Genomic DNA, 19,184 nt, shown 5'->3' with positions numbered 1-19,184 from the left:
TCGGGCGCGGTCATGGACCCGCGCGCCATCGACGAGCTCATTCCCGACTGGAAGGAACAGCGCGCGCCGCTGAACGTTCCCGTGACCGAAGATCAATTTCTTTTCCTCACGGAAGGCGGCGCGAAGGCGGTGCCCAACTGGGCGCTGCCCGACAACTTCAAGAACCACGGCAACTACGTGATCAGCCTTGCGAACGTCACGCGCTGGCTGGGCCAGCAGGCCGAGGCGCTGGGCGTGGAGATCTTCCCGGGGTTTCCGGCTGCCGAGGTGCTCTACAACGACGATGGCTCGGTCAAGGGCGTGGCCACCGGCAACATGTCGCAGAACTGCGTGCACTGCAAGACCTGCGACATCAAGGACCCGACGCAGAACATCGTGTGGGTCACGCCCGAAGGCGGCGGCGGACCGAACTATCCGAACATGTAGGATCGGGAGCCGGGAAAATCGGCGGATCGAGAAATCGGATACGACTTGAACGACGGAGCGCGCAATGACGCCTCCTCGTTCCCTGTCGGGAACGAGGGCGTCGCCGGATCGCGAATGATCTGCCTGGCGTCCCAAAGGTCGGATGGCGCGCGCGGCTACACCACGGCGCGGCTGCGCAACCCTCAAGCCCCCTGCAAACGCGCCTCGGTGCGCAAACTGGCAACGATCGGCGCAAACACCTCGATCAACTCCGTTTTGCCGAAGCGCCGCTCGTGCAGGCCGAACTCGACGTCGATCTTGCCGGCGTTATGCACGTCGTAGAGATCGGTGATCAACTGCGCATGACGCGCGCTGAGGCCCGCGCGCAGCAGCGTCGGCGTCCACTGGTCGCGCGGCAGTTCGCGCGCGAGCACCTCCTGGCCGCCGATCTCGGCGAGTACGTCGGCAACGTACGTCGCGCTGATACGCCTCGGCCCCTCGATGTTTACGACGCGGGTGCCGTTGCCGCGCGCGGCGTCGAGCAGCAGTTGCGCCGATGCGGTGCCAACGTCCTGTGCCGCGACCGTGGGAAAGCGCTTGTTCAACGGATGATGAAAACTCGGCAGCACGCCCGAGGCCAGCGCCGCGGGAATCGTGCGGCGCCAGTTTTGCATATGCTCGGCAGAACGAAGCAGAATCAGCCGGTCGGCGATGGGCTTCAATTGCTCCTCGAGGTAATGAAAAAGCCGCGTGATGCCGGTATTCGCGTCCAGTTCGGCGCCGTAGTCGGACAGCGCGAGCACGGTCTCGGGCGGGTCCGTGCGCAGCGCCTCGGCGGCGATGTCGATCATCTTGCGCATCGTCGCTTCGGGATGCGCGTCGGCCACGGGCACGGGACAAAGCATCTGCACTGCTTGCGCGCCGCGCATCGCCGCGGCAACCGACGCAAGGTCGGTCAAATCCGCGAGCGCGACCTCGCAGCCAAGCGCGGCAAGGCGCGCGCTGTGACGCGTGTCGCGCACCACGGCGCGCACGGCGCGGCCCGCATGCCGCAAGGCTGCGGCGGTTGCGAATCCGGCGTTACCCGAGGCTCCAAATATGACGTACATGACGGCTCCTGTCCTGGTCGATGGGGTGGTCATGATCGTAAAGGGGCCGGGGCAGCAAAACGCGCAGGGAAGGATCGAAGCGAGCAAAACTAGATGATGCATTCCAGGCCCGTTGCGCCTGGCGTCCCGAATCTACTAGACTGGCCGCTCGACGTTTTGCGCAGCGGGCCACTCGGGTGGCGCGCAACGGGGGATGCCATGAATGCAGTGCTGGAAGACGCGATAGCACCGGCGGTTGGCCGCGTTACGCTCGCAAGCAGTGGCGCATTGGACTGGCGTGGCTTCGGCGCGCAAATGCTGGCCATTTCGGCGGGCCGGCATCGCATTCCCGGCACGGCATACCACCGTGTCGGCGTGCATTTTGGCGCGCCGGTGCGCGCGCATTGCGTCTGCGATGGCTTGCGCCTCGCGCGCATCCAGGCCGAAGGCGATGCCGACGTCGTTCCCGCGGGACTCGATGGCGTATGGACCGACGACGCCGACTGCACGGTGCTCAGCATCCGTCTGGAGGACACCTTCGTGCGTGAGATCGCCGGGCAACTCGTGCGCAAGCCCGGTACCGCAACGATTCAGCCGCGCCTGCAGATGCGCGATGCGCGCTTGCAGCATCTCGCATGGGCGCTGCGGGCCGAGCTCGAAGCGGGTGAGGCCTCGGACCCCCTGTACGCGGAAAGCATCGGCACGGCGATCGCGGTGCGCCTGCTCGACGCCGCCGGGCCGCTCGAAGCAAGACGCGTCGCCGTGCTCTCGCCGCGCCTGGCCGCCCGCGTGACCGATTACATCGAGAGCCATCTCGATGCACGTCTCACGCTCGCGGAGCTGGCCGCCCTGGCCGAGCTGAGCGTGCCCCATTTCAAGGTGCTATTTCGCGCAACGCTGGGCATGCCGGTGCACCAATACGTGGTGCGGCGGCGGGTGGAGCGCGCGAAGACGCTGTTACTGAAGGGCGGCCTCAACGCGACCCAGGTCGCGCTGGAAGTGGGCTTCGCGCATCAGAGCCATCTGGCGCACTGGATGAATCGCGTGCTTGGCGTGACGCCGCGCGAGATCATGCGCGACAGGGCGCCCCGGTTCACGGCTTGAGCAGACTCTCCAGCGCTTGCGTTACGCGATGGATGACGCCGGCCCAGTTGCCGGGCTCGGTCTGCCGGAACAGGCGCGCACGCGGATACCAGGGTGAGTCGTCGCGCTCGCGCAGCCAGCGCCAGCAGCCGTCGTAGCGCGAGAGTATCCACACGGGCTTGTTCAGCGCCCCGGCGAGGTGCGCCACCGAGGTATCCACGGTGATCACGAGGTCCAGACATTCGATGATCGCGGCCGTGTCGGCGAAGTCGTGCACGCCGCCCATCGGATCGAAGGGCCGCAGGTTCGCCGGCAAGTCCGCGATCTGAGGCTGCGACGCGGCGCCTTTCTGCAAGCTCACGAAGCGCACGTCGGCAACCTCCACGATACGCAGCAAGGGCAGGAACGCGCGCGCCGGCAAGGAGCGGCGCTGGTCGATCGCATTCATTCCGGGGTCGTGCGGCCGTGGATCGCCGGCCCAGACGAGACCGGCCTTGAAGCCGCCTGAGGGCAATCGCGCGCTCCACTCGCGCGTCAGATCGGCGGGGGCGCGCAGGTAGGGCGTGTGCGCCGGGATCGTGTCGAGCGTCGTGCCGAAATGCATCGGCAGGCTCAGCATCAGGCACCAGTAGTCATGGCCGGGAATCGTGCCTGTGCCGTCGAGCGGATAGAGTGCGTCCACGCCCTCCATGCCTTCGAAAAGCCGCTTGAGCGCGGGTGGGCAGGCGACGCCGAGCCTCGCCACCCCGCGCGCCTTCAGCAAGGGCAGATAACGGCAGAATTGCAGCAGGTCGCCATAACCCTGCTCAGGCCAGACGAGCAGCGACTTTCCCTCCAGAGGCTCGCCGCGCCATTGCGGATAAGGAACAGGCGGCCGCTTCCCGCTGGCCGTGCCGGCGGACTCGTCATTGCGGGCCTCGAAGTGGCGCCAGCCTTCCTCAAAGGCACCGAGCCGCAGCAGGAGCATCGCAAGGTTCCCACGCGCGGTCGTGTAATCGGGGCGCAGCGACAGCGCCTCGCGATAGGCTGCAATGGCCTCGCTGCTGCGGCCTTGTTGATTCAGCGCGTTGCCCAGGTTGTTGTGCATCGCCGGCGTGCGGGTATCGATCGCCAGGGCATGCCGGAATGCGACTTCCGCGTCTTGAGGTCTGCCGAGATCCAGCAGGACCAGGCCGAGATTGTTGTGGGCGAGTGCGTAGCCGGGTTGAATGCCGAGAATCTGGCGATATTGCGCTTCGGCCTGCTCGAGGCGCTTCGTTTGCCACAACAGCACGGCGAGGTTGTTGCGGGCGCCCGCATAGTCCGGCGCGATGGCAAGTGCACGCCGCAACGTGGCCTCCGCTTCTGTTTCGCGGCGCTGCGCGCGCAATACGAGGCCGAGATTGCTCAGCGCCTCTGGCCAGTCTGGCTTGACCGAAAGCGCCAGTTCGAGGGTGTGTTCGGCTTGTGGCAATTGCCCTCGGCCATAAAACCAGCAGCCGAGACTGTTGAGCGCCGCTGCCTGATCGGCCGCGCGAACCTGCGCGCGTTGCGCCGACTGCGTATCCGGCTGCTCGCCGGGTGCGTGGTGCAGTTTGTCGAGACAACGTGCGGCAAGCTCGATGGCCTGCCGGTGCGAGGGGGCGGATTGAAGCAACTGTTCGAGGTGCGATAGCGCCTCACCGTAATGTCCAGATGCGTAGAGCGATTGAGACGTCAGCCAGGATTCAGCGGTCCACATGCTTTCACCTTTGTCCGTGGTGTGGATCGCCCATCCTGCTCCGCCTCGTTCGTACCTTGAACAAGATAATTCCTAAAAGCAGCCGGAATTTGAGGTGCCGACGACACGCGCGCTGGTGCGTCCCCAATAAAAAAGCGCCACTGCCCGCGTGTAGCGGGCAGTGGCGCAGTCCGTTTTTACTTCGTAATGCGAATTACTTGGCCACGGGCATCGTGAACTCGGCACCCTTTTCGGTGCTTTCCGGCCAGCGCTGCATGATCGACTTCTGCTTCGTGTAGAAGCGCACGCCTTCTTCGCCATAGGCATGCATGTCGCCAAAGAGGCTGCGCTTCCAGCCGCCAAAGCCGTGCCAAGCCATCGGCACCGGAATCGGCACGTTGATGCCGACCATGCCCACTTCGATCTGGCGGCCGAACTCGCGCGCCACGTTGCCGTCACGCGTGAAGCAGGCCACGCCGTTGCCGAATTCGTGATCGTTGATCAGCTGCACGGCGTGCGCGAAGTCGTCCACACGCACGCAGGCCAGCACGGGTCCGAAAATCTCTTCCTTGTAGATGCGCATCTCCGGCGTGACGTTGTCGAACAGCGTGCCGCCGGTGAAGAAGCCGTCTTCGTGACCGGGCACCTTGAGGCCGCGGCCGTCCACCACGAGCGTCGCGCCTTCTTCCACGCCGGTTGCGATATAGCCTTCGATGCGCTCGAGCGCCTGGCGCGTGACGATCGGGCCCATTTCCGCGTCGGCTTCCATGCCGTTCTTCACGACGAGCTGGCGCGCGCGCTCCGCGAGGCGCGGCACGATCTTGTCGGCCACGTCGCCCACCAGCACCGCGACCGAGATCGCCATGCAGCGCTCGCCCGCCGAGCCGTAGCCCGCGCCGATCAGCGCGTCCACGGCCTGGTCGAGATCGGCGTCGGGCATCACGACCATGTGATTCTTCGCGCCGCCGAGCGCCTGCACGCGCTTGCCATGCTTCGCGCCCGTCTCGTAGATGTAGCTGGCGATCGGCGTGGAGCCGACGAAGCTCACGGCCTTCACGTCGCGGTGCACGAGCAGCGCGTCCACGGCTACCTTGTCGCCCTGCACGACGTTGAACACGCCATCGGGCAAGCCGGCTTCCTTGAGCAGGCGCGCCATGAACAGCGACGCCGAAGGATCGCGCTCGCTCGGCTTGAGCACGAAGGTGCAGCCCGCGGCCAGCGCGACTGGGAACATCCAGCACGGCACCATGCACGGGAAGTTGAACGGCGTGATGCCGGCGACCACGCCCAGCGGCTGGCGCACGGTCCAGTTGTCCATGCCCGTGGAGACCTGCTCGGTGTAGTCGCCCTTGAGCAGTTGCGGCGCGCCGCAAGCGAATTCGATGATGTCGATGCCGCGCGCGACCTCGCCTTGCGCGTCGGCGAACACCTTGCCGTGCTCGGCGGTGATGATGGCGGCCAGCTCGTCCTTGTGGCGGTTCATGAGCTCGAGAAAGCGCAGCAGCACGCGCGCGCGCCGGATGGGCGGCGTGTTGCTCCACGCCGGGAACGCGGCTTTTGCGCTCGCCACGGCGGCGTCGACGTCGGCGGCCTCGCCCAGCACGAGGCGCCGCGCGGCCGCGCCCGTGGCCGGGTTGAACACCGGCTGGGTACGGTCGCCCGTGCCGCGCTCGGTCTTGCCGCCAATGAAGTGGGCTACGTCTGCGCTGTCGGTATAGGCCTGCATCTCATCTCCTCGCCATGTGGGTTGATGCAGGCCAGTGTACGGAGGCGCCGGCGCGCTGCAAAGACTCGTGCGCTGAATTGATTGTTTTCTCTCATGAACAATAGACTGGCGAAACGATGAAAGATGCTGCGGCGCGCGCGGGCGCCGGCCAGTACACCAGCTTCGTGGCGCTGCGGCGGCAGGCGCTCCGGAAGGCTTTCAGGCAGGGGCTGCCTCTGGAGCGAGGGCCGTCAACGCGATCCGAATCACGTCGTACCGTCGCACTCTCCATGGGCAACCAGAATAGGACCCGTGCAGGCAGCGAGGGCGCGCTCTGTGTGCGCTGAAGAACGCAGAGCATACGTTGCCGGTTTGTAGCGCAATGTATCTGTGGCGCGCAAAGACACACAGGCTTGCAAAAGGCCCGGTCGCGGAAACAAGCGAGATACGTTCGAGGATTCCAATACCTCCACGCAAGACGGATTCACGAATTGCGTTCAATTCGGACGCCACGCAGGTGCAGCAGGATTGCGGCCCATGCGTACCGTCTTGATGCAGACCTTTATCGCGATCTTCCTTTACATCTGGAGAAAATCATGAACCTCGTTCGCACCCTCATTGCCGCCGTTGCCGTTGCCGCTCCCGCTGTTTCGTTCGCCCAGACGGATCACGCGCTCACCCGCGCAGAAGTCCGTGCGCAACTCGTTCAACTCGAGCAGAGCGGCTATCGCCCCGCCAGTGACAACACGCAATATCCCGCGAACCTGCAAGCCGCGCTCGCGCGTCTCGACGCCGGCCAGCGCGATGCGAATGCCGCCTACGGCGGCATGACGAGCGGCAGTTCAGCGGCGGGCGGGCACGTGGCGGCAATGCGCCAGGCGCGCACCCCGCAGGCGTCGGGCGCTCAGCCGGACGTCGTGGGCCTCGAACCGATCTACGCGCACTCGTAATGAGATGCAGCCGCTGCCGCTGCGAGGCACGCCGGATCGGCGCGGCGCGGCGGCGGAAATATACGGTTGCAGAACTCACAGATGCAACGTCAACATCGCGGCAACGGGCAGCGTTGAGCGGATGGACGGAATAGTTCCGTCGTCGACCTTCACGGAAACCCCAAGGGAGAACATCATGCGTACGTTGCCCGTTTATCTTGCCGCCATCGCCACCCTCACGCTCGCGTTCGCCGGGACGGCGTCCGCTTCGACCTATACACACTGGGACGCCACGCATGGACGCCGCGTCGAAGTCAATCATCGGCTGGCGAATCAGGATCGGCGCATTCACAACGAAGTCAGAGAGGGCGAGATGTCCCACGCGCAAGCCGCCCGGCTGCATCGCGACGACCATCAGATCCGCCACGAGGAGCGTCTGATGGCGAGCCAGGACGGCAGCCACATCACGCGAGCGGAAGACCGCGCGCTGAATCAGCAGGAGAATCACGTCAGCCGCCAGATCGGGCAATGACGTGCGGGCGGCGCTCTCGCGGCGTGGCCGCGAGAGCGCCAGCCTGTCGCTGCATGAAGATGGATGTGTTTAGGATCACGAATAAAGCGACGCGCATGCCGATTCGATATCGACATGCGTTGGCGACATGCGCGTTGGCGACGTGCGCGTTGGCGACGTGCGCGTCCGCGACGTGCGGGCGGCGCTCAGGCCGCCCCTTGCCGCGTTATGCGGCGCCCGAGAGCTTCTCGATAGAGATGCCCAGCTCCTCGGCCATGCGCTCGACCATCATCTGCAGGCGCGCGACTTCGTCGGACAGGCGCTGTTGCTCGGCCTTGAGCGCTTCGTACTCGTCGGGCGTCACGCCGCCCGCCTCGCGTTCGCCGGCATCCTCACCGGCCAGCGCGGCGGCGCTCACGCTCACCTCGCCGCACAGCAGGTGCATCCAGCGGCTTTCGCGCTCGCCGGGCGCGCGCGGCAGCTTCACCACGAGCGGCGGCTCGCGCTCGGCGAGTTCGCTCAGAAAGGCCTCGACCGAGGACACGTCGGCGAAACCGTGCAGGCGCGCGGAATTCAGGCGCAACTCGGCGGCGGTTTGCGCGCCGCGCAGCATGAGCACGGTGAGCAGCGCAACGGCCTGCGCCGGCACGCCCAGCACGCGATTCAGGTTGTGCTCGAAACGCGGCACGCGGCTGCTGCTGCCTTCGAACACGAGACTCACCAGTTTGAGGTCTTCGATGGCGCTCAGCGCCTCGGCCTCGCTCACGTTCATGACGGGCGTGCGCGCGGTCTTCTGGTTGCACCCCGAGGTGAGCGCGTTCAGCGAGAGCGGATAAGTGTCCGGCACGGTGTGCTGCTTCTCGACCAGCACGCCGACGATGCGGGCTTCAAGCGGCGTGAGCGCACGCAGCGTGCGCGGCGAGGAAGCATCGGCAGGGGTGTTCATAAGCGGTGGCGGGCAGGGGAGTTTTTACGGGATTCGATGATACCTGCTCGGCTCGCGCTTGCGAATCGACGCGGCTTGCGCGTCGTGCTGCCGCGCGGTGACGGTGCGCCGCCCGCTTTGTAATTTTTATTGCGCTTTGCAACATCATTCGTCGGCTTGACTGCCCAAAGTCCCGCTATATGGCCAGGAAGCGTGGTGCAGCGCAAACAGTCGGTAACAATCCTTATTGCACCGCAGCAAAATGACGCCTAAACTGATCGAGTCTGCTATTGACGTCGAATGCTTTCATTCAAAGGAGGGCGTGCCATCATGACGTCCGAAACGCCAACGCTGCACTCGTCCCCAAGGCTGTATGTCTTCGAGCAAGAAGGCGGCTGGCACTGGGGCATTACCGTTCCGCGGCCTGCTGGCAGCGGTTTCAAGGTCATCGCGTACAGCGAGACCACGTTCGTCCACGAAACCGAAGCCCGGCGAGACGGAAATCGCGCACTCGACGATTTCCGTGAGGGCGCGCTCGCCGGTTTCGAACAATAAAACGGGGCACGGTCTTCCCGGGCTGTGCGCTTTCGCTTCGCTGCGGCCAAACCGCATTTTCGGCCCCCACTGAACAAACTTTCTGGTCTACTCGGTCTTCTGCTTTGCCAGTCACGCAACCCGAAAAGGTATGACGATGATGCGAACCGAGATCGAGACGCGACGCAAGCGTTACGCCATGCAGCGCCTTTCCCTCGCGATGAAGCGGCTCATTCAGGTCGACTCCGCAGATGAGCGGATCATGGCGACGCGCTGGGTGGTCGCCTGGGGCCGCGCCGTAGGCGAACGACGCTTCGAGCCCATGTGGCATGAGAGTGTTACGCAAGCGCTTGCAGCGTCAGCGCGATCTCAGAACGCCGCGAGCCGCGCGCAGTAATGCCGGCCATCGACGCGTCAAAAGCCCCGCACCAGCATCGACACACCCATAGCCACGCCGGCAAGACCGGTGATCCGCACGATATGCCCGCGAAATGGCGCTAGGCGCTCCGCGCCGATGGCGGCCGTCACGATGATCATCGCCCACAGATCCATCACGCCGAGCGCGAGCAGCACGGCCATCCAGTTGCCGCAGCAGGACCCGCAACGCATCCCAAGGAGCATCCCATGGCGCAGGGCCGCACACGTATTCTCTGGCGGGCGCCGCGTGCATCGGCGCATATCATGGCACCCGGCGAGCCGCCGGGTTTTCCATGACGTGAATTGCAGCAGGCTGGCGAGCACAACGACCGCGCCCGCGGCCGCAGGCGCAGCGTGAGCGAATGCCGGCACCCGCATGGCGATTGCGGCGAGCGCGGCGCCCAGCGCAAATACAGCGCACCCGGCAAATATCCAGACCAGGAAGTAACCCGTGCCGGTCAATATGGTTAGCAATGCAGATCGAATGGGGGAGAAGTTGCGCCACGTCTCGCGCTCGCGCATCAGCATCGGCACGAGCGCAGGCAGCATCATCGCCGGCATCATGACCGCCCACATGCAGGCAAACGAGGCGGCGGCATGCAGCCACGTCTGCCCGCACATCGGCGTCCAGATCGCCGATAGCATCCAGCGTCCCGCCATCGGCGTTCCGCTCATCGTCGCCATGTACGCGTAGCGCCGCAGTGTCGCGGCCGCGCTTGCCGCGAAGAGCAGTGCCGCCGCGCCGATGAGGATTGCGTTCGACGCAATGCGCCGGGATGTCCCGCGCCGCGCTCCCCTGGGCACGCGTGTGATGTCGGCGATGTTCATGGTCAGTCCCGGCGATTTCGGCGATTCCAGCGATCTCAGCGATCTCAGCGATTGACGTACTCGTCGTGCCGCTTCCACCAGACGCCCGCTTCGTTGCGTCCGCGAGGCGCGCGGTCGAGCCACTGGTACATGCTCCACAGGCCGTCGAGGCCGCGCGCGTAAGTCGAGTACGTGTGGTAGACCGCGCCGTCTTCGAGCACGAACGCACTCATGCCGGGGCGGTCGAGCGCGAAGGTGGCGGCGTCGGTCCCACAGCTCGCCGCGAACTGCGCGACCGGTGCCGATGGCGGCTCCACGTCCATCGCGTGGCCGCCGCGCACGTAGTTGTACTCGACGATTCCTTCGCGCTGCTGCTCGGCCGTGAACGAGACGTTGAAGTCGAAGTTGAATTCGTTGTCGCGCGAGGACGCCCACGCAAACGTCCACCCCATGCGCTGCCGGTAGGCCAGCAGCTTCGCGAGCGGCGCGCGCGAGACCGCCATGAGCGTCACGTCGTGATTCGCGAGATGGGCGACGCTGCCCGCAAAGCCGTCGGCGAGCGCCGAGCACGATGGGCAGCCCGCCGCGTAGTCGGGCCCGAACATGAAGTGATAGACGAGCAGTTGCGAGCGTCCGGCGAAAAGCTCCGGCAGCGTTGCCTGGCCTTGCCCGGTCTCGAACGAATACGCCTTGTCGACCCGCACCCACGGCAGGGCCTGGCGTTGCTGGGCCAGCGCGTCGGCGCGCCGGGTGAGTTCCTTTTCGGCTGCGAGCAGGTCGAGCCGTGCCGCGAGCCATTGCTCGCGTGTTCCAGTCGTGTGCGTTGCCATGGTTGCCTCCTGTTGATCGGTAAAGAACCGCCTGATTGCCGTGGTAGATTAGGCCGGGGCTTCGCACGGGAGGGAGTGACAAGTGTGTCGGGATTCCGATGAGCATGGACTCGCTGATCACGGCTGCGGCGCGCGCGCTCGCAGCCGGTGACCCGCTCGGCGCGCTCAATCGCGTCGCGTTGCGCGACGACCCGCCCGCGCTCGCGCTGCGCGGTATCGCCATGGCGCAGCTCGGCGACCTCGAGCGCGCGAAAGCGCTGTTGCGCCGCGCGGCGCGCGCTTTCGGCGCGAGAGAAGCGGTGGCGCGCGCACGCTGCATCGTCGCGCAAGCCGAAATCGCGCTGGCTTCGCGCGATCTCGGCTGGCCCGTGGCCACGCTCGATGCGGCACGCCGAACGCTCGAAGCGCACGGCGACCGCCTGAACGTCGCGCATGCGCGCTATCTGGAGATCCGCCGCCTGCTGCTGATCGGCCGGCTCGACGAGGCCGGCGGCCTGCTCGCCGGGATCGATCCCGCGCCTTTGCCGCCCGCATTACGTGCGGCGCACGCGTTGATCGCCGCAGGCATCGCAATGCGGCGCATCCAGACGAAAGCTGCCCGCGACGCGTTGGCCGTTGCCACCCAGGCGGCGCGTCTCGCGGGTATCGTGCCGCTCTTTGCCGAGGTCCAGAGCGCGGCGCAACTGCTCGAAGCGCCCGCTGCGCGCCTCGTCGTGCGGGGCGAGGCGCGCGCCATGCGGCTCGAAGATGTTGAAGCGTTGCTGGCGTCGCAGGCGCTGGTTGTCGACGCGTGCCGCTACGTCGTGCGCGAAGGTGCGGTCGTGGTGCCGCTCGCGCGGCGGCCGGTGCTGTTCGTGCTGGCGCGCGCGCTGGCCGAAGCGTGGCCCGGCGACGTGCCGCGCGATGCGCTCATCGCGCGCGCGTTTCGCATGAAGCACGCCGACGAATCGCACCGTGCGCGTTTGCGTGTCGAGATCGGGCGTTTGCGCGGCTTGCTTCGCGGCATGGTGGACATCGACGCGACGCCGCAAGGTTTCGCATTCGCGCCTGGCCGCGCGCGCGAAGTGGTCGTCCTCGCGCGGCCCGTCGAAGAGCAGCACGCGGCGGTGCTTGCCCTGCTCGCGGACGGCGAGTCGTGGTCGAGCTCGGCGCTCGCGCTAGCGCTGGGTGCGAGCCAGCGCACCGTGCAGCGCGCGCTCGACGCGCTGGCGGCGGGGCAGAAGGTGCAGGCGTTCGGCCAGGGGCGCGCGCGCCGCTGGACTATGCCGCCCGCTCCCGGATTCGCGACCAGCTTGTTACTCCCCGCGCCGCTGGCGGGCGACTAGGATGATGGCATCAGGTGTTCGAATGCGGACCGAATGGAGGAAACGATGAAGCACGCCCCTGCCAGCATCATTCGCGAATACGGCCCATTTCCTGGCGTCGAGAGGGTGAACGGCGTCACCTGGGACGGCAGCAAGGTCTGGTACGCGACCGGCGACCGGCTGGCGGCCCTCGATCCGCAGAGCGGCGAGACGCTGCGCTCGCTCGACGTGGCTTCGCATGCGGGCACGGCCTTCGACGGCCAGCACCTCTACCAGATCGCCGAGGCGCAGATCCAGAAGATCGATCCGCAGACGGGCCGCGTGCTGGCCACGTTGCCGGCGCCGGGCAAGGGCGGCGATTCGGGGCTCGCATGGGCCGACGGCACGCTCTGGGTGGGCGAGTATCGCGAGCGCAAGATTCACCAGGTCGACCCTGAGACCGGCGAGATCCTGCGGACGATCGAATCGAGCCGCTTCGTCACGGGCGTGACGTGGGTGGACGGTGAGCTATGGCACGCCACCTGGGAAGGCGACGAGAGCGAGTTGCGGCACATCGATCCGAACACGGGCAAGGTGCTCGAGCGGCTCGACATGCCAGCGGGGATGGGTGTTTCGGGGCTGGAGTCGGACGGTGCCGACCAATTCTTTTGCGGCGGCGGCGCCAGCGGAAAAATCCGCGCGGTGCGACGCCCGAAGCGGAGTGCCGCCCAGCGGGATGCCGCCCGTCATGAGGACGATGAAACGGCTGCTTGAGCGGCGCCAGGTTTCATCGAATCCGCGGCGAGGATCATCTTGCCACGGCGTTTTCCGCCGTTTTTTTCAGTCCTCATAGAGATGGGTGGACCGCGTTATCGGCATGTTCAGGCAGTTGCACCTCGCGCAGCGTCCGCTGACGATGCGCGAGCTTATCGAGGCGACCGGTGCGCCGCGTTCGAGCGTGTACGAGCTGGTCACGATTCTGGCCGACGCGGGCTGGCTCGAAATTGCGGAAGACGGGTCTGTGTTCTTCGGCCGCGTGATGCATTACTACGGCTCGGACTATGCGCAGCACAACGATCTGATCAAACGCTCGCACCAGGCCATTCTCGCGCTCGTGCGCAAGCACGACGAAACCGCGCAACTGTGCACGCTCGAAGGCAACAAATATACGGTGGAGCTTTCGGAGAACAGCTCGCGCCCGTTCAACATCAGCTCGGAAATCGGCGTCAAGGTGCCGATTCCGTGGACCGCCACGGGGCGCCTGTTGCTCGGCCACCTGAGCGCCGACGAGATTCGCGCGCTCATTCCGGACGAGGATTTCGTGCTCGACAACGGCAAGCGCGTCGAGTTTGCGGATTTTCTGCACGACATCGAGCACGCGGCCACGCTCGGCTACTGCTGCACCGAAGGGCTCTCCAATACGTTTCGGCTTTGCATGGCCGCGCCCATCCGCGACCGATCTGGTGCAACGATTGCGGCGCTCTGCTTCATGACGAGCCGCGATACCGACCCGGCCAAGCGTGATTTGATGCTGGCGGATCTCATCGGCTCAGCGCAGGCGCTCTCGAAGTTTTGAGTCCGGCGTCATTTGCGTGAGCGGCCACACTTCGAACACGCCTTGTGCAACCGCACAGGGCGTTTTCGACACCCTCTCCACTGCTTCTGCCAGCGCACCCTCGCGGTGAAACGCCTACACTTGCTGATGGCATTCGAGTCCCTGCGTCACACACGGCACAGTCAGCGAGGCAAGATATGGCGGCAAATCGGCCAGCACATAAAACGTTGCCAGGGCAAGTCGTCCTCGTTTTTCAGGGGGGCGGCGCGCTGGGCGCCTACCAGTTGGGTGTCTACCAGGCCATGGACGAATCGGGCATCCAGCCCGATTGGGTGATTGGCACCTCCATCGGCGCGATCAATGCGGCCTTGATCGCCGGGAATCCGCCGGAGCGCCGCTATCAACGGCTCGCGGAGTTCTGGACGCGAGTGACCGACCGCACACGCCTCGACCTGCCTGCCGGAATGCCCGGCAACTTGCCCGCCTGGGGGCAAGCCTGGGAAAAGGCGTTTGCGAAATGGATGATCATCGGCGGCGGCATCACCGGATTCTTCCAGCCCAATCCGACATCGTGGCTCGGTCCGCTCTTCCCGCTGGGCGTGGACCGCGCGTCGTATTACTTGATTGAGCCGCTGCGCGACACGCTCGCTTCGCTCGTCGATTTCGACCTGCTCAATGCCGGGCATCCGCGTTTGACGGTGGGCGCGGTTCACGCCACCACGGGCGCGATGCGCTATTTCGATTCGCGCGACCAGCGGCTGAACGTGGAGCACGTCATGAGTTCGGGCGCGCTGCCGCCCGCGTTTCCGGCCGTGCGGATCGACGGCGAGCCGTATTGGGACGGCGGCATCTACTCCAATACGCCAGTCGAGGTGGTGCTGGACGACAAGCCCCGCAAAAGCTCGATCATTTTCTCGGTGCAGGTGTGGAACCCCGCAGGCCCCGAGCCGCAAAACATCTGGCAGATCTCGGAGCGGCAAAAGGATATCCAGTACGCGAGCCGCACCGATAGCCACATTGCGCGTCAGCAGCAGATCCACCGCTTGCGCCACGTGATCCGCGAACTGGTCAAGCGGCTGCCCGAAGCCGAGCGCGCCACGGCGGAGGTTGAGGCGCTTGCCGCCTGGGGATGCCAGACCACCATGCGCCTGATCAAGCTCGCTGCGCCGCGGCTCGATGGCGACGACCAGTTGAAGGATATCGATTTCACACCGGCCGGCATTGCCGCGCGCCAGCGCGCCGGCTATGAGGCCGCGATGCGCGCCATTGCCGAGCGTCCCTGGGAGGCGCCGATGGACCCCATCGAGGGCTTGACCGTCTACAGCGCGGACGAAGGTGCAAGCGCGGACGGACGCGTTTGACCCGATGCGTGACGACGCTGCGCTAGCGTCGTGCCGTTACGCGCCTGGGTGCAATTCGGCAGCGTCGGCGAACATGGTTTGCCCGCTGCCGCAGGATTTCGCGCGGTACATGGCGCTATCTGCCGCGCGCATCAACGTGCGGGCATTGAGGGCAGCGGCGCCGGTCCCTTGCGAGAGCATGCACACGCCGATGCTGCCCGAAACGGCGACCGGATGTCCCGCAACGGTGTGCAAGGCCTTCAGGATCGCGTGAATGCTCGTGGCGATATTCAGCGCGCGTTCCTTGTCATGGACCTGATGGGCCAGCACCACGAATTCGTCGCCGCCGAGGCGGGCGAGCATATCGCCGCGGCGCATGTGGCTCACGAGCGCCGCCGCGAAGCTGCGCAGCAGCTCGTCGCCGACCGCATGACCGTGAGCGTCGTTGACTTCCTTGAAGCCGTCCAGGTCGATCAAAAGCAATGCGGCGCGGTTCGCCTCGGGACCGCGAATGGCGAGCGTGCGGCCGATGGCCTGCTCGAGCCGCACGCGATTGCTGAGTCCCGTGAGCGGGTCGGTCGCGGCCTGCCTTTCCAGCCGACGCACGAGCACCGCCAGATAGAGCGAAGTGGCGGCAAGGCTGAGCGCTACCCCGAGCCCGGCCAGGAAGTTCGCGCGCCACCACGGGTGCCAATGCATCAAGCCCGCGATGCCGGTGAGCGCCACCGTGCACGAGAGGGCCAGCATGCGCTGGCCATAACGGCATCCGGCGCCGACGAGGAACCAGAATATGACCCACAGCAGCGGGAGCGCAGCCCTGCCGCCGAGCGCCAGCAGCGCGATCAATGCGGCCTGATCGGCGATCGTGGTGATGGTCAATCGCAGCGGCGAGCGGCGCGGTCCTGCTGTGGCAGCGATGTATGTTGCGACGCCGTAGGCCACGTAACACGCGGCTATCGCGGTCGTCACGCGGACGCTCTTCGAGTGATAAACGCAGGCGGCAACCAGATAGGCAAGCACGACTACACTGCCGAGCGATACACGCAATACCGCTTGTTCTTTCTCCGGGTTCTTGGGGAACGCGCCGAAAAGACCTTGCCCGGGCCAAGAATGAGAGTACGCCTCGCCCATGCCAACTACCCCCGCTTCGATCCTGGTTTTATCGTCCGGCAGTTTAACGCGAGCATGTGCCGCATTGGCGATGCGATTGGCTCAGTGTGGTGGAAATGGCGTGATATTGGCCCGCTCCTCGATGTAGTGAAAACGAAAGGTGCCGGAATAGCCGATTGATTTATGCGCGATGAATGACGGAGCGATTCAACGAAACATATCGGTTGAAAATACATGACGGACGGCTCGGCCTATATCGGCCGTCCGGTCGAGTTAGGGGTGGCGCCTCGCGGCGCCACCCTGCATGCTCAATACCTGGGAGGACTGATCAGGCGTGACGGGCGGTGTGCCCGCTATCGCCCAACGACCGTGCGTCGTCGTATTCCCGCGAAATGTCCTTGTTCGTGTAGTCGCCCATACGCGAGGCGGCCGCGAGGCTCACGAGACCGCATACGAAAATATAAGCCGCGATCGCATAGCCCGAACGGTAGTAAGCGAACAGCGCGGTGGCAATCAACGGCGCGGGACCGCCGGCAATCAAGGAAGCCAGTTGATACCCGAGCGAGGCGCCGCTGTAACGCAGCCGCCCCGTGAACGACTCGGCGATCAAGGCGGCTTGCGGCCCGTACAGCATCGAATGCGGCACCAGCGAAAGCACGATGGCCGCGAAAATCAGCACCGGATTGCGAGTGTCGACCATGGCGAAGAAGACGAAGCCGAACAGGCCGGCGCAGGCCGCGCCGATCATGTACATCCGCTTGCGCCCGATGATGTCGGAGACGTGGCCGAAGAAGGGGATGGTGAAGAATTCCACTACTGAAGCGGCCAACACGGCCGTGAGCATGAGGTCGCGCGAGGCGCCGAGCGTTCGTACGCCGTAGGCGAAGATAAACGCCGTGAAGATATAGAACGGGGCTTGTTCGGCCATGCGCGCGAATGCCGAGAGCAGAATGTCTTTGGGCTGGCGGCGGATGACTTCCATGGTCGGCGCTTTTTCGATCTTGTGTTCGGCGAGGAGCTTCGCGAAGATTGGCGTTTCGAGGATGCTCAGGCGGATATAGAGGCCGACAGCGACCAGGATGATGCTCAGGAAGAACGGCACGCGCCATCCCCAGGTGAGGAAGCTGCTGCCGGAGATCTGGCTCATTGCCAGCACCACGAGGTTGGAGATGAACAAGCCTGCGGGCACGCCGAATTGCGGCCAGGAAGCGACAAAGCCGCGGTGCGAATTGGTGCGCGCCCATTCCATCGACATCAGGACCGAGCCGCCCCATTCGCCGCCCACGCCCACGCCTTGAATGAAGCGCAGCACCGTGAGCATCACGGCGCCCCAGATACCGATCGACGCATACGTCGGAACAAAGCCCACGGCGAACGTGGCCAGTCCCATCAGCAGCAGCGTGACGATCAGCGTGGCCTTGCGGCCGACGCGGTCGCCGTAATGGCCGAAAATGGCCGCGCCAACCGGCCGTGCGATGAAGCCGACGGCGTAGATCAGAAACGCCTGCAGCGTGCCGACGAGCGGATCCGATTCAGGAAAATAGAGCTTCGCGAAAACGAGGCCCGTGACAATGCTGTAGAGGAAGAAGTCGTACCACTCGATCGTGGTGCCGATCGTGCTGGCGATCACAGCACGGCGCAATTGACGGTGGGCTTCCTGGTCCGATAAGAGCAGCGCTCCCGACTGGTTGTCACTCATTTCGCACCCCCAAGAGTAAGGGTGATAGGGTCTGGTGACTCCTGTTGCGCGGCGGGTGGATTCGATGGGCAGGCGAATGCGCGCCACTTGGCGGGCGCGATGGCCTTATCGGCCGCGATGCACGCGGTACGCGCTATGGGTCGCCAGGGTGGTTCCACAATGATATATCACCTTATGATGTATTGTGGATTCGATTGGTCTGCGCAAGAATCTCTCCCGGAGTGGGGTTTACAGGGGATATTGCGGGTAAATCCTGATCTGCCGTTGGTGGCGCTGGTGGCGTTGATGCCTGCGGCCGCCTTCGTGAATTTCGCTTTGTATTGGAACACGATGATTTCGTTATCGATTGAAGAAGTTTTGCCGTCCAGTGCCCCGTTGGATCTTCTTTTGATGGCCGATCCCTCAGAAGAAAAGGTTCGTGCTTATTTGCTGGAGTCGAGATGCTTTGTTGTCTTGAAGGAGGGTGTTGTGGTTGGTGTGTGTGGTGCAGCAGAAAGAAGCGGGCGTCCATGAGCTTATGAATATTGCGGTCAGGCCGGAACAGCAACAGTTAGGCGTTGGCTCGCGGCTGTTGCTGTGGGTGATCGAGCTTTATCGGGACGCTGGCGCGCGAGCGCTGGAAGTGGGCACCGGCTCATTCGGATATCAGCTGACCTTCTATCAGCGGCATGGCTTTCGGGTGGTCGCAATCGATCGCGATTTCTTTGTCATGCACTATCAAGAGCCGATCTTCGAAGAGGGCATTCGGTTGCGGGATATGCTGCGGTTGCGTATCGAATATGGAAATTGATATGTATGCTGGCAATTTTTTCGTATTACTAAGGGATTTGGCCTTTCCTTGTTTTCATGTCGGTCTATTAGTGTTACCCCTGTGCGGGGCGGCACCTACTTTTCTTTGCAGCGGCAAAGAAAAGTAGGCAAAAGAAAGCCGCTCAAACCGCCAGTGTGACGCAGTTCACCACTGGGCGTTAATCGGAGTGGCTCCGGGGCGTCTGTCATCACTCGCCGTCACCCGGAGTGACTAAGGGCTCATCCATCCGGCGGCGCTGCGCGCGCCGTGGGGCATAACCCAAGCCAGTGGAATATACGCGTATTCGTAGGACTCCAACGTATTCACCCATCAGAACACCGCGCATTCTCAGGCAGTACGCCCGGTTTTCCTTGCAGACCCTTCCGCCCGCGCGTAGCGCGTGGCGGGAAGGATGAGCCCCTTGTCACTGAGGCGGAGTGTGCGAAGAGACGGATGCTCCGGAGCCGCTCCGAA

The 19,184-nt window shown here is 64.8% G+C and carries 20 protein-coding genes and 1 pseudogene; 13 read left to right on the top strand and 8 right to left on the bottom strand.

What is annotated here, in order from left to right:
- Both EYW47_RS41825 and EYW47_RS42665 read left to right on the top strand, forming a co-directional pair.
- Window positions 1-318: pseudogene (locus tag EYW47_RS41825) on the top strand (NAD(P)/FAD-dependent oxidoreductase); the annotation flags it as partial.
- Window positions 316-426 carry a 4Fe-4S dicluster domain-containing protein gene (locus EYW47_RS42665; protein WP_377785014.1) on the top strand — a complete coding sequence of 37 codons (111 nt, stop codon included), beginning with the start codon at window positions 316-318 and terminating at the stop codon, window positions 424-426. The pseudogene EYW47_RS41825 and the gene EYW47_RS42665, both read left to right, overlap by 3 nt.
- 182 nt (window positions 427-608) lie before the next feature.
- Here the strand turns inward: EYW47_RS42665 and EYW47_RS15330 are convergent, their stop codons facing one another.
- Window positions 609-1,514, bottom strand: coding sequence for an NmrA family NAD(P)-binding protein (locus tag EYW47_RS15330; RefSeq protein ID WP_133195669.1), 906 nt, complete (start codon window positions 1,512-1,514; stop codon window positions 609-611).
- A 198-nt stretch (window positions 1,515-1,712) separates the two neighbouring features.
- Between EYW47_RS15330 and EYW47_RS15325 the strand changes: the two genes are divergently transcribed.
- Window positions 1,713-2,597: an AraC family transcriptional regulator gene (locus EYW47_RS15325; RefSeq protein ID WP_133195668.1), complete on the top strand. Its 885-nt coding sequence runs from the start codon at window positions 1,713-1,715 to the stop codon at window positions 2,595-2,597.
- Here the strand turns inward: EYW47_RS15325 and EYW47_RS15320 are convergent.
- Entirely contained in the window at window positions 2,587-4,296 is a 1,710-nt protein-coding gene (locus tag EYW47_RS15320) for a tetratricopeptide repeat protein (protein WP_133195667.1), read from the bottom strand. The two genes, EYW47_RS15325 and EYW47_RS15320, sit on opposite strands and share 11 nt — an antisense overlap.
- 193 nt (window positions 4,297-4,489) lie before the next feature.
- On the bottom strand, window positions 4,490-6,001 hold the full coding sequence (locus EYW47_RS15315; RefSeq protein WP_133195666.1) for a CoA-acylating methylmalonate-semialdehyde dehydrogenase: 1,512 nt from the start codon (window positions 5,999-6,001) through the stop codon (window positions 4,490-4,492).
- A gap of 575 nt (window positions 6,002-6,576) precedes the next feature.
- On the opposite strand from EYW47_RS15315, the gene EYW47_RS15310 reads away from it, so the two are divergent.
- Window positions 6,577-6,930: a DUF4148 domain-containing protein gene (locus tag EYW47_RS15310; RefSeq protein ID WP_133195665.1), complete on the top strand. Its 354-nt coding sequence runs from the start codon at window positions 6,577-6,579 to the stop codon at window positions 6,928-6,930.
- 175 nt (window positions 6,931-7,105) lie between these two features.
- Window positions 7,106-7,441, top strand: a complete 336-nt coding sequence (locus EYW47_RS15305) for a hypothetical protein (protein ID WP_133195664.1) — start codon at window positions 7,106-7,108, stop codon at window positions 7,439-7,441.
- A 205-nt stretch (window positions 7,442-7,646) separates the two neighbouring features.
- Here the strand turns inward: EYW47_RS15305 and EYW47_RS15300 are convergent, their stop codons facing one another.
- Entirely contained in the window at window positions 7,647-8,366 is a 720-nt protein-coding gene (locus EYW47_RS15300) for a YceH family protein (RefSeq protein WP_133195663.1), read from the bottom strand.
- A gap of 309 nt (window positions 8,367-8,675) precedes the next feature.
- Here EYW47_RS15300 and EYW47_RS15295 point away from each other — a divergent pair, with 309 nt between their 5' ends.
- Both EYW47_RS15295 and EYW47_RS15290 read left to right on the top strand, forming a co-directional pair.
- Window positions 8,676-8,900: a hypothetical protein gene (locus tag EYW47_RS15295; RefSeq protein WP_133195662.1), complete on the top strand. Its 225-nt coding sequence runs from the start codon at window positions 8,676-8,678 to the stop codon at window positions 8,898-8,900.
- Window positions 8,901-9,030: 130 nt separating this feature from the next.
- Window positions 9,031-9,276: a hypothetical protein gene (locus EYW47_RS15290; RefSeq protein ID WP_133195661.1), complete on the top strand. Its 246-nt coding sequence runs from the start codon at window positions 9,031-9,033 to the stop codon at window positions 9,274-9,276.
- A gap of 17 nt (window positions 9,277-9,293) precedes the next feature.
- Here EYW47_RS15290 and EYW47_RS15285 read toward each other — a convergent pair whose 3' ends face one another.
- Together EYW47_RS15285 and EYW47_RS15280 are read right to left on the bottom strand one after the other, a co-directional pair.
- Window positions 9,294-9,980 (bottom strand): DUF2182 domain-containing protein, encoded by a 687-nt coding sequence (locus EYW47_RS15285; protein ID WP_205710075.1) that lies wholly within the window; start codon window positions 9,978-9,980, stop codon window positions 9,294-9,296.
- A 188-nt stretch (window positions 9,981-10,168) separates the two neighbouring features.
- Window positions 10,169-10,933: a DUF899 domain-containing protein gene (locus tag EYW47_RS15280; RefSeq protein ID WP_133195659.1), complete on the bottom strand. Its 765-nt coding sequence runs from the start codon at window positions 10,931-10,933 to the stop codon at window positions 10,169-10,171.
- Between the two features lie 104 nt (window positions 10,934-11,037).
- Between EYW47_RS15280 and EYW47_RS15275 the strand changes: the two genes are divergently transcribed.
- From EYW47_RS15275 to EYW47_RS15260, 4 genes are all read left to right on the top strand, one after another.
- Complete coding sequence (locus EYW47_RS15275) at window positions 11,038-12,258, top strand: helix-turn-helix domain-containing protein (RefSeq protein WP_133195658.1); 1,221 nt, start codon at window positions 11,038-11,040, stop codon at window positions 12,256-12,258.
- Between the two features lie 45 nt (window positions 12,259-12,303).
- Window positions 12,304-12,990, top strand: a complete 687-nt coding sequence (locus EYW47_RS15270) for a Vgb family protein (protein WP_133195657.1) — start codon at window positions 12,304-12,306, stop codon at window positions 12,988-12,990.
- A gap of 85 nt (window positions 12,991-13,075) precedes the next feature.
- Window positions 13,076-13,792 (top strand): IclR family transcriptional regulator, encoded by a 717-nt coding sequence (locus tag EYW47_RS15265; protein WP_133195656.1) that lies wholly within the window; start codon window positions 13,076-13,078, stop codon window positions 13,790-13,792.
- Between the two features lie 176 nt (window positions 13,793-13,968).
- Window positions 13,969-15,132 (top strand): patatin-like phospholipase family protein, encoded by a 1,164-nt coding sequence (locus tag EYW47_RS15260; protein ID WP_133195655.1) that lies wholly within the window; start codon window positions 13,969-13,971, stop codon window positions 15,130-15,132.
- 36 nt (window positions 15,133-15,168) lie between these two features.
- Here EYW47_RS15260 and EYW47_RS15255 read toward each other — a convergent pair whose 3' ends face one another.
- A complete protein-coding gene (locus EYW47_RS15255) occupies window positions 15,169-16,158 on the bottom strand; it encodes a diguanylate cyclase domain-containing protein (RefSeq protein ID WP_338117825.1) in 990 nt (329 codons plus the stop codon).
- Window positions 16,159-16,549: 391 nt separating this feature from the next.
- Window positions 16,550-17,920, bottom strand: a complete 1,371-nt coding sequence (locus tag EYW47_RS15250; RefSeq protein ID WP_133195653.1) for an MFS transporter — start codon at window positions 17,918-17,920, stop codon at window positions 16,550-16,552.
- A 99-nt stretch (window positions 17,921-18,019) separates the two neighbouring features.
- Between EYW47_RS15250 and EYW47_RS41820 the strand changes: the two genes are divergently transcribed.
- Together EYW47_RS41820 and EYW47_RS15245 are read left to right on the top strand one after the other, a co-directional pair.
- Window positions 18,020-18,433, top strand: coding sequence for a hypothetical protein (locus EYW47_RS41820; protein WP_240763706.1), 414 nt, complete (start codon window positions 18,020-18,022; stop codon window positions 18,431-18,433).
- On the top strand, window positions 18,405-18,710 hold the full coding sequence (locus EYW47_RS15245; RefSeq protein WP_240763705.1) for a GNAT family N-acetyltransferase: 306 nt from the start codon (window positions 18,405-18,407) through the stop codon (window positions 18,708-18,710). Before EYW47_RS41820 ends, EYW47_RS15245 begins: the two co-directional genes overlap by 29 nt.
- Window positions 18,711-19,184: the final 474 nt, after the last annotated feature.

Origin of the sequence: Paraburkholderia silviterrae (assembly GCF_004353915.1) — a bacterium.
GTDB lineage: Bacteria > Pseudomonadota > Gammaproteobacteria > Burkholderiales > Burkholderiaceae > Paraburkholderia > Paraburkholderia silviterrae.
The sequence above is the reverse complement of the archived record's forward strand: the minus strand, read 5'-3'. Positions and strand labels throughout refer to the sequence as shown.

Coding starts and splice junctions, on each gene's coding strand:
- EYW47_RS15305 (WP_133195664.1), top strand. CDS start 7,106: ATGCGTACGTTGCCCGTTTATCTTGCCGCCATCGCCACCCTCACGCTC.
- EYW47_RS15250 (WP_133195653.1), bottom strand. CDS start 17,920: ATGAGTGACAACCAGTCGGGAGCGCTGCTCTTATCGGACCAGGAAGCC.
- EYW47_RS15310 (WP_133195665.1), top strand. CDS start 6,577: ATGAACCTCGTTCGCACCCTCATTGCCGCCGTTGCCGTTGCCGCTCCC.
- EYW47_RS41820 (WP_240763706.1), top strand. CDS start 18,020: ATGGCCTTATCGGCCGCGATGCACGCGGTACGCGCTATGGGTCGCCAG.
- EYW47_RS15275 (WP_133195658.1), top strand. CDS start 11,038: ATGGACTCGCTGATCACGGCTGCGGCGCGCGCGCTCGCAGCCGGTGAC.
- EYW47_RS42665 (WP_377785014.1), top strand. CDS start 316: ATGTCGCAGAACTGCGTGCACTGCAAGACCTGCGACATCAAGGACCCG.
- EYW47_RS15260 (WP_133195655.1), top strand. CDS start 13,969: ATGGCGGCAAATCGGCCAGCACATAAAACGTTGCCAGGGCAAGTCGTC.
- EYW47_RS15325 (WP_133195668.1), top strand. CDS start 1,713: ATGAATGCAGTGCTGGAAGACGCGATAGCACCGGCGGTTGGCCGCGTT.
- EYW47_RS15330 (WP_133195669.1), bottom strand. CDS start 1,514: ATGTACGTCATATTTGGAGCCTCGGGTAACGCCGGATTCGCAACCGCC.
- EYW47_RS15300 (WP_133195663.1), bottom strand. CDS start 8,366: ATGAACACCCCTGCCGATGCTTCCTCGCCGCGCACGCTGCGTGCGCTC.
- EYW47_RS15315 (WP_133195666.1), bottom strand. CDS start 6,001: ATGCAGGCCTATACCGACAGCGCAGACGTAGCCCACTTCATTGGCGGC.
- EYW47_RS15285 (WP_205710075.1), bottom strand. CDS start 9,980: ATGGCGACGATGAGCGGAACGCCGATGGCGGGACGCTGGATGCTATCG.
- EYW47_RS15270 (WP_133195657.1), top strand. CDS start 12,304: ATGAAGCACGCCCCTGCCAGCATCATTCGCGAATACGGCCCATTTCCT.
- EYW47_RS15320 (WP_133195667.1), bottom strand. CDS start 4,296: ATGTGGACCGCTGAATCCTGGCTGACGTCTCAATCGCTCTACGCATCT.
- EYW47_RS15280 (WP_133195659.1), bottom strand. CDS start 10,933: ATGGCAACGCACACGACTGGAACACGCGAGCAATGGCTCGCGGCACGG.
- EYW47_RS15295 (WP_133195662.1), top strand. CDS start 8,676: ATGACGTCCGAAACGCCAACGCTGCACTCGTCCCCAAGGCTGTATGTC.
- EYW47_RS15290 (WP_133195661.1), top strand. CDS start 9,031: ATGACGATGATGCGAACCGAGATCGAGACGCGACGCAAGCGTTACGCC.